Annotated in this window: 15 protein-coding genes; 13 read left to right on the forward strand and 2 right to left on the reverse strand. The window is 33.9% G+C overall.

Annotation, left to right across the window (positions count from 1 at the left end; all coding sequences use genetic code 11):
* Positions 1-92 precede the first annotated feature (92 nt).
* Positions 93-518, reverse strand: coding sequence for a YjdF family protein (locus OZX76_RS03505; RefSeq protein WP_277180992.1), 426 nt, complete (start codon positions 516-518; stop codon positions 93-95).
* 219 nt (positions 519-737) lie between these two features.
* Between OZX76_RS03505 and OZX76_RS03510 the strand changes: the two genes are divergently transcribed.
* From OZX76_RS03510 to OZX76_RS03540, 7 genes are all read left to right on the forward strand, one after another.
* Complete coding sequence (locus OZX76_RS03510; RefSeq protein ID WP_277180994.1) at positions 738-974, forward strand: hypothetical protein; 237 nt, start codon at positions 738-740, stop codon at positions 972-974.
* A gap of 137 nt (positions 975-1,111) precedes the next feature.
* On the forward strand, positions 1,112-1,483 hold the full coding sequence (locus OZX76_RS03515) for a cupredoxin domain-containing protein (protein WP_277180996.1): 372 nt from the start codon (positions 1,112-1,114) through the stop codon (positions 1,481-1,483).
* 10 nt (positions 1,484-1,493) lie between these two features.
* Positions 1,494-3,398: a copper-translocating P-type ATPase gene (locus OZX76_RS03520; RefSeq protein ID WP_277180998.1), complete on the forward strand. Its 1,905-nt coding sequence runs from the start codon at positions 1,494-1,496 to the stop codon at positions 3,396-3,398.
* Between the two features lie 130 nt (positions 3,399-3,528).
* Positions 3,529-3,726 (forward strand): hypothetical protein, encoded by a 198-nt coding sequence (locus OZX76_RS03525; RefSeq protein WP_277181000.1) that lies wholly within the window; start codon positions 3,529-3,531, stop codon positions 3,724-3,726.
* The gene (locus OZX76_RS03530; protein WP_277181002.1) at positions 3,723-4,316 is read left to right on the forward strand and encodes a zeta toxin family protein; all 594 of its coding nucleotides are present in this window, start codon (positions 3,723-3,725) and stop codon (positions 4,314-4,316) included. The genes OZX76_RS03525 and OZX76_RS03530 overlap by 4 nt, the downstream gene beginning before the upstream one ends.
* A gap of 241 nt (positions 4,317-4,557) precedes the next feature.
* The gene (locus OZX76_RS03535; RefSeq protein WP_277181004.1) at positions 4,558-5,931 is read left to right on the forward strand and encodes a glycoside hydrolase family 1 protein; all 1,374 of its coding nucleotides are present in this window, start codon (positions 4,558-4,560) and stop codon (positions 5,929-5,931) included.
* A 9-nt stretch (positions 5,932-5,940) separates the two neighbouring features.
* Positions 5,941-6,798: an ROK family protein gene (locus OZX76_RS03540; RefSeq protein WP_277181006.1), complete on the forward strand. Its 858-nt coding sequence runs from the start codon at positions 5,941-5,943 to the stop codon at positions 6,796-6,798.
* Between the two features lie 56 nt (positions 6,799-6,854).
* Here OZX76_RS03540 and manA read toward each other — a convergent pair whose 3' ends face one another.
* A complete protein-coding gene (manA, locus tag OZX76_RS03545; protein WP_277181008.1) occupies positions 6,855-7,820 on the reverse strand; it encodes a mannose-6-phosphate isomerase, class I in 966 nt (321 codons plus the stop codon).
* 239 nt (positions 7,821-8,059) lie between these two features.
* On the opposite strand from manA, the gene OZX76_RS03550 reads away from it, so the two are divergent.
* The 6 genes from OZX76_RS03550 (at position 8,060) to OZX76_RS03575 (ending at position 17,282) form a co-directional block, all read left to right on the forward strand.
* A complete protein-coding gene (locus tag OZX76_RS03550; protein WP_277181010.1) occupies positions 8,060-8,509 on the forward strand; it encodes a fructose PTS transporter subunit IIA in 450 nt (149 codons plus the stop codon).
* A gap of 2 nt (positions 8,510-8,511) precedes the next feature.
* Positions 8,512-8,835 (forward strand): PTS fructose transporter subunit IIB, encoded by a 324-nt coding sequence (locus OZX76_RS03555; protein ID WP_277181012.1) that lies wholly within the window; start codon positions 8,512-8,514, stop codon positions 8,833-8,835.
* Complete coding sequence (locus OZX76_RS03560) at positions 8,835-9,935, forward strand: PTS fructose transporter subunit IIC (protein ID WP_277181014.1); 1,101 nt, start codon at positions 8,835-8,837, stop codon at positions 9,933-9,935. Before OZX76_RS03555 ends, OZX76_RS03560 begins: the two co-directional genes overlap by 1 nt.
* A 79-nt stretch (positions 9,936-10,014) precedes the next feature.
* Positions 10,015-12,684: a glycoside hydrolase family 38 C-terminal domain-containing protein gene (locus tag OZX76_RS03565; RefSeq protein ID WP_277181016.1), complete on the forward strand. Its 2,670-nt coding sequence runs from the start codon at positions 10,015-10,017 to the stop codon at positions 12,682-12,684.
* A gap of 9 nt (positions 12,685-12,693) precedes the next feature.
* A complete protein-coding gene (locus OZX76_RS03570) occupies positions 12,694-15,315 on the forward strand; it encodes an alpha-mannosidase (protein ID WP_277181018.1) in 2,622 nt (873 codons plus the stop codon).
* A gap of 41 nt (positions 15,316-15,356) precedes the next feature.
* Positions 15,357-17,282 carry a PTS sugar transporter subunit IIA gene (locus OZX76_RS03575; protein ID WP_277181020.1) on the forward strand — a complete coding sequence of 642 codons (1,926 nt, stop codon included), beginning with the start codon at positions 15,357-15,359 and terminating at the stop codon, positions 17,280-17,282.
* Position 17,283 lies beyond the last annotated feature (1 nt).

The following is a 17,283-nucleotide window of genomic DNA, read 5'->3' on the forward strand; positions in this document are numbered from 1 at the left end:
TACTTACTTAAAACTTCATCTAATGAAGTTTGTAATTCCTTCTTTAGCACCGATTATCTGCCATTAAAATCTGCTCCTTTACTGTTAACTAATTAATGACCTTTATGTTTTTCTAGTTTCTTCTTTTGCCGTAATTTAAACTTCTCTTGCGCAACTTGGGCTTTTTGCCGCCGATTGGCTGTTTTCTTAGATAATTTAAATTGCTCCAGTTGTCTTTGTAAAGCAATTTGAGCTTTAGTGCCGAGACCGCCATTTTTAATTGCCTTTTTGGCTAAGCGTTGCCGTCTTTTAGGATTAATTCTTTTGGTTTTAACCTCTAATTCAGGACTATCTTGCCGAAAAAATTTGATTTCATGCCAGTGATTAATAATCAGCGAATAAATTCGGGTAGTCTTGGGTTCAGAAGTCCCCAGATTGACTTTGGCAACTTCATAACTTGTGCCAACACGGCGCTCAAAGATAGCTTGATAAAATGGCGCTTCAAAGATGATGGTTAAAGAACTATAAACAATTGACATAATGTCATCCTCCTTAAAATTTAAGAAAGATGGACAACCAAGGAGGCAGGTTACTGATGATCGCATGCGACCACGTCCGGACTACCAGCCGAACTGTGTTTTTACTTTCTGATATTAATATAGCATAAACTGCTCTAGAGAAGCGCAAAAACCTTGCACTAACGCCATTTTTTGCTTAGAATGATTTCTTGCAGTATAACTTGGAGGGAAAGGATTAGGATGGAAGAATTTAAAATGAATGAACAATTAATTTCGATAAACTTGGACAGCAGTGCACTTACTAAGGCACAATTAAGAATTGATAAATTAGGTTTGTCACTAGCTGAATATTTGAATTTGGTTTTGACTAACGTACCTACTAGTCGCACGCAGCTCAAGCATATTCTGTCTGAAGTTGGCAGCCAACCAGCAGATCGATCGTTGGCAATGTGGCTTAATCGCGTTGATGCAGACTAAAGATTTACTCGTTAATTAAATTTAGCGAGTATTTTTTTACCCAAAAAGCGTTAATGTTTACAAATGTAAATTTAGGATATATACTAATTATAGTTTACAAATGTAGACATTAAAATGAATTTAACGAGGTAAATAACATGACTAAAATTATTATTTTTCTGATTGGTATTGCTTTAATAGGCTTTATTGCATGGTGGTTCTTTGGTCAACATCAAGTCCAGGCGGAACAAGCCGTAGTTAACGATGACCAACAAAATGTGGACATCGAAGTCAAGGGAGGTTACTCGCCTGAACGTGTTGTCCTTAAAAAAGGTGTGCCTGCAACTTTAAAGTTTAAGCGCACGGATGCATCAACTTGTCTTGATCATGTTATTTTTTCTGACTTGGGCATTGACCAAAAATTGCCTCAGGGTCAGGTTAAGGAAGTAAAGATTGATACAACTAAGCCCGGTGTTTATGATTGGGCATGTGGTATGAATATGTTCCATGGTCAAGTGATTGTTAAGTAGGAGCTACTAAATGAAAATTACGACGCGCTTTTGGACAGCACTAGTTCTATCCTTACCAATGCTAGCAGAAATGGTGCTTCATCCATTTACTGGCTGGATGCTTCCTGGCGGTGAATGGACCATGTTAATTTTGACAACCTTTGTGATGTTAATTTCGGCGAAACCATTCATTAGCAGTGCATGGGCATCATTTAAAAAGCATCATGCCAATATGGACACGCTCGTTGCATTGGGGACACTAACTGCTTATATTTACAGCATTTATGCCATGTCCAAGCACTTGCCAGTTTTCTTTGAAAGTGCAGCGTTTGTAATTACTTTTGTATTGCTCGGGCAAGTTTTGGAAGCAAAAATGCGCAGCAATGCGTCAGATGCTATTGGCAAGTTGGCTAATTTGCAGGCAAAGGATGCACTGGTTAAACGTGCTGGCAAGTTTATCAGTGTGCCAATCGCGGAAGTGGTGGCAGGCGATTTAATCCAAGTTAAGCCGGGGCAAAAGGTGCCAGTTGATGGTGTCATTGTTTCTGGTACTTCAAGTGTTGATGAGTCGATGGTCACAGGCGAAAGTATGCCAGCAAGTAAGAAGCCCGGCGATCAAGTTGTTGGTGCGACGATTAATCAGAATGGTACTTTTGAATTTAAAGCGCAAAAGGTTGGGCGTGACACGATGTTGGCACAAATTGTGGCCATCGTTAAAAAGGCACAAAATAGTCACGCACCAATCCAAAACTTAACTGACCGTGTTGCCGATATTTTTGTTCCCACGGTTTTAATCATTGCAATTGCTACCTTTTTGGTCTGGTTTCTTTTGCTTGGTAAAAGTGCAGGAACTGCCTTAGTTTTTGCAGTGTCAGTATTAGTCATTGCTTGTCCGTGTGCGCTTGGGTTGGCCACGCCGACAGCCTTAATGGTGGGGACAGGTTTAGGTGCCAAAAAGGGTATTTTAATTAAAAATGGTGAAGTGCTGGAAGCCGCAAATAACTTGAATACAATTGTCTTTGACAAGACGGGAACAATTACAGCAGGGCATCCTCAAGTAACTGATGTTGTTGGTGATAAGCAGGTTTTAGCAGTTGCGGCTAGTTTAGAAAAGTTATCGGAACACCCGTTAGCGTCAGCGGTTTTGCAAGCTGCTAAAAAAACGCAGGTTCATTTGCAAACTGTCAGCAACTTTCGGGCAATTGAAGGTCAGGGTGTAACTGGCATGATTGATGGCAAAGAAGCATTTGTTGGTAGCCCAGCAAGTGCGACTGCTGGCACAATCTCGAATGAATTAACAAAGCAGATTGCGACGTTTGAGCAAGAAGCAAAAACAGTTGTAGTCGTTGGCTTAGTTGGTAAAATTATTGGCCTAGTTGCTATTCAAGATGTACCTAAGAAAAATAGCAGCAAGGCAATTGCGCAACTTAAGTCAGCAAGATTAAAGACGGTCATGTTGACGGGGGATAATGCACAAGTGGCTCATGCAATCGCCCAGCAGGTAGGAATTGATAAAGTAATTGCCGGTGTGTTACCAACAGGTAAGGCAGCTGCAATTCAAAAATTGCAGCAAACTGATAAGGTTGCCTTTGTTGGTGACGGGATTAATGATGCCCCCGCATTAACTCAAGCTGATGTCGGGATTGCAATGGGTTCCGGCACAGATGTCGCAATTGATGCTGGTGGCATTGTTTTAGTAAAAAACGACCTGATGGATGTTGTTCGTGCGTTAAGATTAAGTCGTAAGACTTTTAACCGCATTAAACTTAATTTGTTCTGGGCATTTATTTATAATGTTCTGGGAATTCCAATTGCGGCGGGCTTGTTTGCAGGCGTTGGCTTAGTACTTAGCCCCGAGTTAGCGGGACTTGCGATGGCCTTTAGCTCATTGTCCGTAGTCACTAGTTCGGTCTTACTAGGAAAAGCAAAAATTTAGTTAAGTGCTTTTTTGATTGAATTTGTTTTAGTTAGATTGTGATAATTATTAAGGTTAAAAACTAAGTTTAAGGAAACCTTGTGATAAAATTAATTCCGTAAACGTTGATTTATAATTCGGGGATACTTCAATGAAAAAAAGCAAAATGAACTTTAAAGAAACTAACGATTTAGATAAAAAAATTGTCAAATTAAATGAAGATGAAATAATAGAACGTATGGCAGAATCAACTAACCCAGAAGATAAGAATTTTTGGAATACTATTTATAACAGAGCATTACAGTTACGACAACAAAAAGTAATTAATACGAAAGAATTTATAAGATGAGCTTAGATTTGTACATGTATGCAGGAATTAATGGTGCAGGGAAATCATCATTATATAGTTCTTCGACAAGTGCTGAAATTAAGAAAAGCAAACGGGCTAATGCTGATGAAATTGCAAAGGATAATAATTGGGATTGGCATGACCAATCCAAAAATTTTAAGGCAATGAGGTTGGAAGTTGAAAATATCTTTTCATTTATTGAAAATAAGCAGAGTTTTAATATGGAAACAACCTTTGCTTCTTCTAAAAAGTCATATTTGAATATTCTTAATAAGGCAAAAAAGCAAGGCTTTACTACTCATCTTCTTTATGTTGGACTTAGCGATCCAGAGCTAGCTAAGAAAAGAGTTCATGCTAGGGTAGCTAAGGGTGGACATGGAATACCAGATGAAATAGTTGAAAAGCGTTATCCAAAGTCTTTAAAAACTTTAGATCAGGTTATATCATGTTTTGATACCGTTGATATTTATGATAATACCAACAGATATAAGCTTATTTATAGTAGAAATGGTAATAGAATCAATTTTACAAGCCATTCAGTATTGTGGGCAAAAGATATAATCATTAAAGACGAAAGTAGATATAAGTAGGTTGGTAGAATTGATACTGACTAAATGAAAGAATTAGGAAAGGCAAAGATTTAATCGTGTGAAAGGGCACTTAACGTGGTAGTTAGGTGCCTTTTTTATTGATAAAATTACACAGCTTAATTGTGCCAATGCATGATTAAGATAAAAAATTTCCAAGTTAGTTGGAAAAAATATATCTTTACACTCAATATGTGATTTCTATAGTTATTATTAATGGTTTATATAATTAAAGGAGATCAATATGTGTAAAAAAATGATGCCTAAGGAGTTTTTATGGGGAAATTCCACGTCTAGTATGCAAACAGAAGGAGCAACTAAAGAGGGTGGTAAAGGTGCTTCTGTCTATGATACTTATGAAGCAACACCAAACAGTTCTGATTGGAATGTCGCAATCGATGAGTATCATCGATATCCAGAAGATATTGCATTAATGGCAAACCAAGGTATGAATTGCTATCGCTTTCAAATTTCTTGGAGTAGGGTGAATCCTACTGGTGATGGAGGATTCAATGAAGAAGGAATAAAATTCTATTCTGATTTAATAGATGAACTATTAGATCATCATATTCAGCCAATGATTTGTCTGTATCATTTTGATATGCCATTAAACCTAGCTAAAAAATATAACGGATTTATTAATCGTCATGTTCTTGAGGCTTTTATCGAATATGGTAAAAAAATGATAGATTTATTTAGTGATCGAGTTAAGTATTGGATTACCTTTAATGAACAAAACTTATATTTTACACCAGAAGCTTTTAAGTATTCTGGCTATTTAAATGGCCTCCAAACGTTATCAGAGCTGTATACAATAGCACATCATGTAATGACTGCACATGCTGAATTAGCCAATTATCTGCATCATAATAGTGATGCAAAAATAGGTGGTATGTTGGCCTATAGTGAAGTTTATCCGGCAAATTCACAACCGCTGGATGTGTTATATGCAAGGCAAATAGACGAATTCCTAAATAAAAATCTTTTAGATGCATTTGTTTATGGTACATACTCTAGTGAGGTTATAAACTTCGTTAAAATACATAATTTAAAAGTTGATTATACTCAAAATGATTTAAATGTTATTAGTAAAATGAGCAGTGACTTCATTGCTTTCAGTTATTATCAAAGTACAACAATTAGTAGCGCGGTTGTTCCTCAAGGTACAGCACCTAACTATTATTTGCAGTATGGTCAAAAAGAAAATACTTTTTTGCACGTTAATGAATGGGGCTGGAGCATCGATCCTTTAGGCTTTAGAGATATTTTGGATAAAACATATAATCAATATCATGTGCCAATGTTTCCAATTGAAAATGGTATTGGTGTTAGAGAAAAGTATTGTAATCAAGAGATTCAAGATGATTACAGGATAAAATATCATCGTGTTCACATACAAGCGCTAAAAGATGCAATGTTCAATGATGGTGTCCTAGTTTTAGGATACTTAGGCTGGGGTCTGATCGATATTCCAAGTTCTTCAGGTAACATGGATAAACGATACGGCATGGTTTATGTTAATCGAACAAACCATGACTTAAAAGATCTTAAACGCATTCCTAAGAAAAGCTATTGGTGGTTTAAAAACGTAATTGAAAGTAATGGGGCAAATTTATAGAGGTAAAAAATGAAACTTGCAGCTTTTGATATTGGTGGAACTTCTGTAAAAACTGGTATTTTTGAAAATAATAAAATAGGTAAACTGGATAATTTTCCGGTTCCTCCAAATTTTTTAGAATTAATTGCGCATATGCATTCTGTTATTGATAACACTAAAGTAGATGGCATTGCTATTAGCTCCCCAGGAAATGTGGATAGTAAAAATAGAATAATTAGGGGAGTTAGTGCCGTACCTTACTTACATCATCGACCTATTTTTGACGAACTTGAAAATGAGTTTAAGCTTCCAGTAGCAATTGAAAACGATGCTAACTGTGCTGGGATTTGTGAAATGAGAATAGGTAATGGTAGACCCTACAAAAATGTAGTCTTTGTAGTCGTAGGCACGGGAGTTGGTGGTTCTATTTTTATTAATCGCCAAATTTATAAAGGTTCACATTTGTTCGGTGGTGAATTTGGACAAATGAAAGTAAAATCTGGTCAAACATTAAGCTTTACTGGAACGATAGTTAATGCAGTTAGGCTGTATCGAAAAAAATCAGGTCAACCGTGTCTTGATGGGCAAAATCTCTTTGCTTTAGCCGCTTCTGGAGATTCTATTGCTAAAAATATTATTGATTCTGTTTATGATAATTTGGCTATATCGTTATACAATTTACAAGTATCATTTGACTTTGAAGCAATTATAATTGGCGGAGGAATCTCAGCTAGACCTGAATTTTGTCTACAAATAAGTAAACGTATTAAGAATAAGCTAGATGAGTGGGGAGCATTAGAAATTATGCCTAAAATTATAGCTTGTAAATATCATAATGCTGCAAACTTATATGGAGCATGCTTTAACTATATGGACCAAATAAAATAATTTAAAAACATGTAATACAAAAATAACGTTAGCTTTCTAAACTAACGTTATTTTTATTATTCATCAACTGGAGCTGAAATAATTAATTGCATATCACCCTTAAACCTGAATTCTTTTATACCATTCGGAATAATAAAATTACTACCTAAGTGTAGTTGATAGTTATTTTTTTCAGTTAATAGTTCGCCATCTCCTTTGATGACTGAAAGTAATAAGTAGGGATGATTATTGAGTCCTGTTTTCCAAGTGCCATTCAATGAGATTTGCCATAAGTAAAAGTGTGGTGACAAAGGCGGCTTAACTAAAGTTTTTACTTTGGCATCTGGAGTTACTTGAACTTGTACGTCAACTTTTGGATCTACATGGGGAACAGTTGTAACTTCAAGTGATTTTTGAGTGTGTAACTCTCTTGGCTTTCCAGTATTTTTATCAATCCGGTCATAGTCATATAACCGATAAGTAACATCGCTGGATTGTTGAGTTTCAATTACTAGGATACCTTTAGTTAATGCATGTATGGTTCCTGCAGGAACGTAGAAGAAGTCACCAGCTTTTACAGGAACTTTGCGCAATAAGTGCTTCCACTCACCATTTTTAACCATTAGTTCTAGTTCCTGTTTTGTTTTTGCAGTATGACCATAAATTAAATATGAGTCTGGGTCGGCTTGTAAGACATACCAGCTTTCAGTTTTACCACTATCATGTTCGACTCTTGCTGCATAATCATCATCAGGGTGGACCTGAACAGAAAGATTATCTTCTGCATCTAAGAATTTGACTAAAAGTGGAAATTCTTTTGCTTTTGGTTTTCCAAAGATGTTTGGATGATCTTTATAAAGTTCTCTTAAGCTTAACCCGGCATATTTAGTATTAACGACTGTTGACGCATCGTTTTGATAGCCGGAAATAATCCATGCCTCACCAACCTTACCTTGAGGAATATTGTAATTGAAAATGGTATTTAGTTTTCTTCCACCCCATATTTTGTTTCTAAAATATGGTTTAAAAAAAATCGGTTCCATAATTATACCTTTACCTTTCTTAATAATAATTTGAATATAAAAGATTTTGTGATTCTTTTCAATTAGGATTAGTTTGTGTTATTAAGCATAATTGCGGTAAGAGAGCCACTTTTAAGCAATTAAATATTAAATTTCCAACTTAAATGGAAATAGTTGGTAATTACAGTAATTGGTTTAAATAATAATATATTTAGTGTAAAGGTTTTCAATAATTCTTAAGAACGGAAGTGAGAAAGTAAATGAAATTTAATGCGAATGACGTATTTCTTGGAATAAATGCCAAAAGTGTTAATTCCTTTTTAGAAAAAGCTTCTGAGGCAGCTCAAAGTGTTGGCTATACTGATAATGCCAAAGAGTTAACTCAAAGTTTTTTAAATAGAGAAAAAGAATTTTCAACTGGTTTAGAGGATGGCTTCGCCATTCCACATGCTAAAACAAATGTCGTCAAAAAGTCAGGATTTTTATATTTTAGATTAAGTGAACCGCTAGATTGGGAAACTTATGATGATAAACCAGTTACAGATGTGTTTACTTTAATGGTACCTCCAGAAAATGCAGGTAATGAACATTTAAAGATGTTAGCAAATTTGTCAACTGCTTTGTTGGAAAATGATTTTAAAACTGGACTTAGAAAATTGAATTCTAAGGAAGAAATTGCTGACTTTATTAATAAACAGATAGGAGCATAAAAATGAACGTAGTAGGAGTTTCTGCTTGTCCAGCCGGAATGGCCCATACACCAATGGCTGCAAAAGCATTAGAAAAAGCAGGTAAAGAACTTGGATGGAACGTCAGAATTGAGCAACAGGGAATGATGGGACCGGTTAACCCAATTACTCAAGAAGAAGCAGACGCTGCAGATTATGTCTTAATTGCATCAGATCAAAAAATTACTAGTATGGAACGCTTTGAAGGAAAAACTATTATACGAGTTGATATTAATACTTGTATCAAAGCACCAAAAGCAGTTTTGAAGAAGTGTGCTGCTGCAGTTGCTAAGAAGGAGGGTAAATAATGAAGAAACTACTGAAGGAATGGGAAGGAGCTATTATGAGTGGGATCTCATATATGATCCCAACCGTTATTGGTGGTGCCTTAGTCGTTGGGGTTCCACAATTAATAGGAATGTGTTTTGGTTATGGTGACTTATCAAAATTTGCTAAAACAAATGATTTTTTCCATTATTTATATCAAATTAATCAAGTAGGTTGGATTGGTATCGGTTTAGTCAACTTAGTTATTGGTGGTTATATTGCTTATGCTTTAGGTGATAAACCTGCTTTAGCTGGTGGTTTTATTGGTGGTCAATTAGCAACTAATAATCAATTGGGATTTATTGGTGCAATCGTTGCTGGTTTGATAGCAGGATATGTTGCACGTTGGTGTCGTAAAATCAATGTGCCTGATAAATGGAATTCTGCAATTGAATTAATTGTAATGCCACTTTTGACTGTAGGTTCTGTTGCACTTTTTGTCGGTGTAATCTTAACCCCACCTCTTGCTTGGATTAATAACGGTTTAACATCTTGGGTTAAGTTTATGGTTAACCAAAAGACTAATGCTGTATTACTAGCTGCAATTATGGGCGGCATGATTGGCTTTGACCTTGGTGGTCCAGTTAATAAAGCTGCTTGGGGTGTAGGTAATTTCTTCTTCCTAGAAGGAGTTTATCAACCATGTTTGTACACTAACATTGCAATTTGTGCGATTCCTCTTGGTTACGCAATCATGAGTTTTGTGTGGCCAAAAAGCAGATTTTCTGATGAATTATTAGAAATGGGTCATAACAACTTGATAATGGGTACTTTTGGTATTACAGAAGGTGCTATCCCATTTATGATGAAGGCGCCACAATTAATTTTTGTTAATGTTATTGGTGGTGCTCTAGGATCGGCAACCGGTGCCTTCTTAGGAGTTAAATCACATATTCCTCCACTAGGTGGGTTACCTGGTATTTTAACTGCAGATAATATTGTTGCATACCTGGCTGGTATCTTTGTCTGTGCTCTGTTTATCGCTGTTGTAGCTCCTTTAGTTGCTAAATTCACGAATGATGATAATGCAAACGGTGAAGAAGATATTAATGATGATGATATTGAATTAAATATTCAATAGTAAATAAGTGACAAAAAACTATAGTCCAGAAATCAAATTTAAATTTCCAACTATAGTTTTTTTATTTTAGGAGCAGGGCATGGTCAAGCAAGTTTTTGTTGTCCCACATACACACTGGGATCGAGAGTGGTTTTTTACATCTTCAAAAGCAAAAGTATATTTAATGAAAGACTTAAAAGATGTAATTGATAAATTAGAAGAATCTAGTCAATATGGATCATTTTTATTAGATGGTCAATCTTCTTTAATTGAAGATTATCTTGCATGGCGACCAGAAGATAAAACCAAAGTACAACAATTAGTAAAAGAAAAGAAATTGTTTTTAGGTCCATGGTATACCCAAACTGATCAGTACCTCGTTTCTGCTGAGAGTATTGTTAATAATCTTAGAATTGGGATGAAGGAATGTGAAAAGTTGGGCGGCTATATGGATATTGCATATGTACCTGATTCTTTTGGTCAAGAATCTAGTATGCCGCAAATTTATCGCGAACTTGGGATAAAAAATGCTGTATTGTATCGCGGCTTTTCAAGTGATACTGCTAAAAATTCGGAATTTATTTGGCAAGGTGAAGATGGGTCAACAGTTAATGTTTATCGAATGGCATGTGGCTACTTTATTGGTGGAGTTGTTGATGAGTCTAAATTGACTACGTTAATGGATGAAGAACCATTTAAAACGGTAGTAAGTCAAGCTACTACAAATAATGTTTTGTTTCCAAATGGCTCTGATATGGCACCAATCAGATTCGACTTGCCTGAATTTATTGCTAAATTAAATCAATCAAACCTAGGTCGCTTTAATTTTAAAGTAAGCTCTCTTGAAGACTATATAAAAGAGGTTAATCAGGATAAACCTAAATTAGCTGTTTTAACAGGAGAACAAGATTTAGGAAAGGATATGCGAGTCCATAAATCAATTTATTCTTCGCGTTCAGATTTGAAAAAATTAAATACAAAGTTACAACATTATTTAAGTAATGTGATGGAACCAGTATTAATGATGGGTAGCTATTTTGGCTTAAGCTATCCCATTGCAACTGTTCATCAGATTTGGAAGTTAATGTTTGAAAATTCTGCTCATGATTCAATGGGAAATTGTGTGTCTGATACAGTCAATGAAGATATTAATATGAGATATAAGCAAGTGAAAGATATTGCTACAAGTCTAGTTGACGTTACTTTGAGACAAATTTCTACAAAAATAAATGACGAGGGACACAAGATAACTTTAACTGCTTTTAATACGTTACCGTATAAACGCTCTTGTGTATTAAATAAGACAATCTATGTACCTAGTCGTGATTTTAACTTGGAAGATAAAGATGGAAAACAAATCAAGTTTCAAATCAATACGATTAGTGATGTAACAACGGAAGTTAAGGGCGCAACAATTCAGCTTGACCCGAGTAAAAAGATATATTTACCAGAAAAAGTTTTTAAAGTAAATATTGATCTACTTCTAAAAAATATACCTGCCTTTGGCTACAAAGAATATTTCTTAATTCCTGCTAAAAAAGCTAATCAAGAACCAGTTTCTGATACCAATGGCAGAGAAATAGAGAATCAATTTTATAAAATTAATGTTAATTTGGATGGTTCTTTGAATATTTTAGATAAGGAAAATGGTCATCTTTATCGTAATCAAGGAATTCTAGAAGAAAATGGTGATGGTGGAGATTCATATAACTATTCACCGGCTAAAAAAGATTTAATTATTTATTCAACTAATCAAAGAAATAATGTTTATGTGAAACAAGGGATGCTAAAAAAGACCATTCAGATAAAATTTGAATTTAATGTACCAAGCGATTTGACTAAACGTGCGCAAGGGATTACTGATTCACTAATGCCAGTTATCCTTGAAGTTAGTTTAGATAAATTATCTAAAATTATTAACTTTAAAATTAATATCGATAATCATTATGCTAAAAGTCATCGTTTATGTATTGATTTTGATAGTGATATTGTCACTAATACAAGTATTGCGGATATTCAATTTGGTAGTATTAAACGACCTTTGATTAAAGAAAAAGAATTAGCCAATTGGCAAAAAGATCCAAGTAAATGGCAAGAAAAGCCAATATCTATTAACACCATGCAAAGCTATGTTGCACTTTCTCAAAGAGATCGGTTAATGGCGATAATTGCTAATGGAGTCCGTGAATATGAATGTATAGGACGAGACTATAGCACCATTCGTTTAACAGTTTTTAGAACTTATGGAATGTTAGGCAAAAAGGATTTAATTTATCGTCCTGGACGTGCTTCTGGGGATGATACTGTGGCAACATCTGCAGCTCAGCTGAATAAGAATCTTTCATTCGATTTTGGCTTGATTTTAGGTCATGTTGATTTTGATAAAAGTAATTTAGCTAATGAAGTAAAAGAGTTCGAAACTCCAATTCAGATTTATGAATATTCAGAATTCTTAAATGGACGTTTAATATTTCCTTTTAATCCAGTTTCAAGAAATTATGATCCACTTTTTAGTTTATTTGAAATAAAAGGTGAATTGACGGTAAGTACAATTGAAAAAGCACAAAATCGTCCAGGATATGCCATTCGATTATTTAATTCAACTTATCATGATGTTTTAGAACAAATCAAATTTAAGAAACAACTTAAAGTTGTGCAATTAGTTAATTTAAAAGAAGAAAAAATTACAGATTTAGAAGTAAAAGAATGTAGGGCACGATTACCTAAAATAGGACATTCTAAGTTTTTAACAGTTTACTTTGAATTATAGGAGATAATTATGGTTAAAGCATATTTTGTAAATCATACTCATTGGGATCGAGAATGGTATTTTACTACTCAAGATGCTCAAGTATTAAGTGATCAATTATTTACGCAGGTTTTGGATGAACTAGAAGATCATCCTGAAGCTAATTTTACTTTGGATGGGCAGATGTCAATTGTAGATGATTACGTTGAAATACATCCCGAAGCCAAAGAGAGAATCCATCGACTAGTTAATCGTAAGCAACTGTTTATTGGTCCATGGTATACACAAACTGATGCAATGACACCGAGCGCAGAGTCAATACTTCGAAATATTATTATTGGTATTCTAGATGCTAGAGAAAATTTTGGTGAGCCAATGATGCTTGGTTATTTGCCGGATACTTTTGGATTTAATGCTAATTTACCAATGTTACTTAATCAAGTAGGAATTCATGATTTTTTGTCTTGGCGTGGTACTAATTTCAAGCGACAAACAAAATCAGTTTATTTTAAATGGAAAGCTTTAGGAGGTAAAGCAGTATTTGCTGCTAACTTCCCTTTGGGCTACTATACAGGTCAAATTGATCTAAAATCTAAACAAAATTTGAAAGAATTTGTAAAGAATCGCTTGGACAAGGGAATTGAATTTGAGGCTAATCATGGAGATAATCAAGAGGTTTTAATTCCTTCTGGGATTGACCAAATGAATATTATTCATGATATTTCTAAAACTTTAAATAAGGTAAATGAGTATTCTGATAATGATGTTGTAATTAGTAATTATCCTGAATTTATGGCTACATTAAGAAATAAAAAATTGCCTGAATATCAAGGTGAGTTACGTTATCCAACTTATTCTAGAATTCATCGTACAATTACTTCAGTACGTTCACGCAATAAACGCAAGAACTTCCAACTTGAACAAATGGTTACTAAACGATTAGAACCTTTAATGGTGATTGCTAAGTATGCGCAAATTCCTATTTCTAATGGAATTGTAGTAAAGCTCTGGAAATTGTTATTTGACTTGCAGCCACATGACACAATGGGTGGTAGTGTTACTGATAATGTTGCAGTTGATATTAATCAACGTTTTAAGCAAGCCTTTGAGATTGCTGAAGGCGTGGAGAATTACATTAAGAAGCGGCTAGCACAAAGAATTGGTCTGACAGATCACGATGTAATCGTATTTAATACTGATCCGTATAAATTTAGTGGTCGTAAGATTGTAGAAATTATTAGTCGAACAGACCAAATCAAGTTTCCTAACAAATATCATGCAGTAATTATTAAAAAAGAAAAAGTACCAACAAGACCTCATATTATGCAGCTAACACCAAATGGCTTTGAGTTTAAAGATGAGCCAGGTTACTTTAAATTACAGATTAGTTTGCAAATGGATATGCAAGGACTAGGTTATCAAGTAGTTCATTTTGAGGATAGTACGAGTATATTATCAACGTTAGAAAATAACACTGGCAACACGATTACAAATAAAGATGTAAGTTTGTCATTTATAGACGGAAAGTTTACATTAACGGCTAATGGTAATTCTTTTGATGATGTAATTAGTATCTATGATCAAGCAAATGATGGGGATACTTATGATTATTCACCATTAGCAGGTGATGAAGAAAAGAGATTACCTTGGAATGGCACTGTTCAAAAATTTAATTGTGATGATATTGAACAGTTACAACTTATTGGAGTTTGGCAAGTACCATATTCACTTGATGATCGAAAATCGGGTTCAAATCAAAAATTAGTGTCAGTTAACTACAATTTGATTCTTTCTTTGACTAACAACACAGATGTTGTTTCAGCCAAGCTGAAGATTGATAACCAGGCATTGTCACATCGCTTAAGACTTAGAATTAAAACGGGAATCACTAGTGATTATGCGCATGCACAAATTCAAGGTGGCTTTAGGAAAACTAAGAATGAAGCAATTTCTGATAATTGGAACGATGAGTTTGTTGAAAAACCAGTAAATATTTATATCTTTGACCGTTTAGTAGGGCTTAGAGATAAGGAAAAAGGATTATATTTCCTTGGTACTGGACAGAAAGAATACGAAAAAGTTGATGATTGTTTATTTATTACATTGATAGCGACAACAGGCCAATTAGGGAAGCCTAATCTTTTATGGCGACCAGGAAGAGCATCTGGTGATACCACTTCTGTGGGTCATATTATGATGCCAACTCCAATGGCTCAAGAATTAGGCGAAAACGAATTTAATTTTGGTATTTACGCGCCTAGTAAAAAAGATACTAGTGAGGAAAGATTAACAGAAATCATAAGAAAATGGTATTCAACAGCTGTTAGTTATCAAAAGCAGGAATACAACTTATTTGTTAATCGTTTAGATAATAAGCTGTGGGATATAGAGTTTGATAAGAATCTTTCAAAGCTAAAACTGAATGAATCTTGGCTAAATATTAAAGATAATCTAGAAGTTTCTGCTTTATATGCATCGTATACGGCTAAGGATAATCTGGTTTTACGATTGTCTAATTTAACTAATCAAACAGTTGATGTTTCTTATTTGAAGGAACAAGGCTTTAGAGTGGTTAATGGTCTAGAAGAAGCAATTAAGCAGGATTTTTCAGTACCGCCTTATGATATGTTGACAATTATGAAACATATTTAAAGCAATAGTAAAGTTTTATGGGACAAGGTAAGTGTGTATGCATGAAATTATCTTATAAACGTCTCAGCGATATTCTTAGTGTTTTACTTAGGAATACTACCAATAAATATCTTTCAGCATCTTATATTGCTAAAAAATTTAATGTTAGTACAAGAACAATTAGATCAGATATTAACGAACTAAATAAGGAATTAGTTGACTTTGACGTGGAAATCAAAAATAAACGTGGAGCTGGTTTTTATATTAAAAATCTAGATTCTGAAAAACGTTCAAAGCTATTAGATATTGTTCATAATAATGTACCGGCTACTAATTTTGTTGAAAGAATTAATGAAGTAGAACAATTTTTGTTAGTTAACAATCGTTCTAACTTACTAGATTTAACTACTAACTTATTTATTAGCGATAATACTTTTTTTGCCTATCTTGTAACGATAAAGAAAGATTTTGAGGACTTTAATTTAAAGATAAGTAGGAAGGGCGATGTCTTTAGTGTTATTGGTACAGAAGCTGCAAAACGTAATTTTATTATTTCAAAATTAGTTAATAAGAAATCAAATTCATATATCATTGATTTTACAAAACAAGAAAGAGCAATTTTTAAGAATGTAGACTTAGAAAAACTTAAAAACCTGATACATGGTTTTTTACGGCATTATAGTTATCGTATTCCAGATATGAATACCAAAAATATTATTTTACATACTGCATTGACTATCTCTAGGGATAAAATGGGATTTCATTTAGAGGCAGCAGCAAAAGTTAAAGTTAAAAAAGTTGTCTTGTTGACTTTACAGAAATTAATTTCACAAATTGAAGCAAGTTTTTCTGTGTCTTTTAATGAATACGAAAAGAAAGATTTAATTTATCATTTTGCAATGAATTACCCTGAATGTATGGAGATAGATGAAAATACTCAGAAGGGAATAAAAGATAGCGTTGATACCTTTTTACTTAATATAAAAAAAGAATTCGCTGTTGATTTAACAAAAGATACTGAATTACATATAAATCTAATACAGCATTTAAGTAATTTGGTTAAAATCAAGGATTCTAATGGTAGTCGTAAAAATCCTTTACTAAGTGTGATTTTGTCAACTTTTCCGTATGCTTATGAGATTACGGCTTATGCAACACCAATTTTAGAACGTCAGCTGGATTTAAAGCTAAATGATGATGAAATATCATTTATCACACTTCATATTGGTGCGGCAATTGAGCGACAAGATAAAATTTCAACGAAAAAAAGAGTTGCTTTGATTTGCGGTACTGGTGTCTCTACAGCGGCATTGGTTAGAGCAAAACTACAAGCTCAATTTTCATCATTTTTGGAAATTACAGGTACTTATACTTACGATGAGTACTTAGAAGGTAATGCTTTAGGAAATGACTTTTTGATTTCAACAATACCAATTAATGATTCAAAAATTCCAGTAGTTCAAATCGACCTGACTAACTTTCATAATGATATTATCCAATTATCTGATTATTTAAAGTCACTAATTAATCCGTATCGAGCTATTGATAAGTTGTTTGATGAGGAAAATATTTATCTTATTGATCATGTAGTGACCAAAGAGCAGTTGCTTAATATGCTAATCAAGCAATTGGAAAGTAAAAAGATAGTAACAAAAGATTATCTTTCTAAAGTGTATGAGAGAGAAAAGATGTATTCAACTGCTATTGGTGGAAAAATTGCAGTTCCACATTCATTAGGATATGCTACTAATATTTCGAAGGTATCTTTTGCCAGATTGAGTAAACCGATTAAGTGGGATGATAAGAATGAAGTTAAGTATGTGTTTCTACTTGCAATAGCTCGAAAAGATTATCTAAGTGTACAGAAATTATTTGATTTTATTGTAGATTTACAAACTAATTCTACGTTTCGGCAAATAATAGATAAAAGTAATAAATCACAAGATATTAAAGAAGCGTTTAGTTCTTTAATAAAGTCAAGCTATTAAT

Source organism: Lactobacillus sp. ESL0677, from assembly GCF_029392875.1.
In the GTDB taxonomy this organism is placed as follows: domain Bacteria; phylum Bacillota; class Bacilli; order Lactobacillales; family Lactobacillaceae; genus Lactobacillus.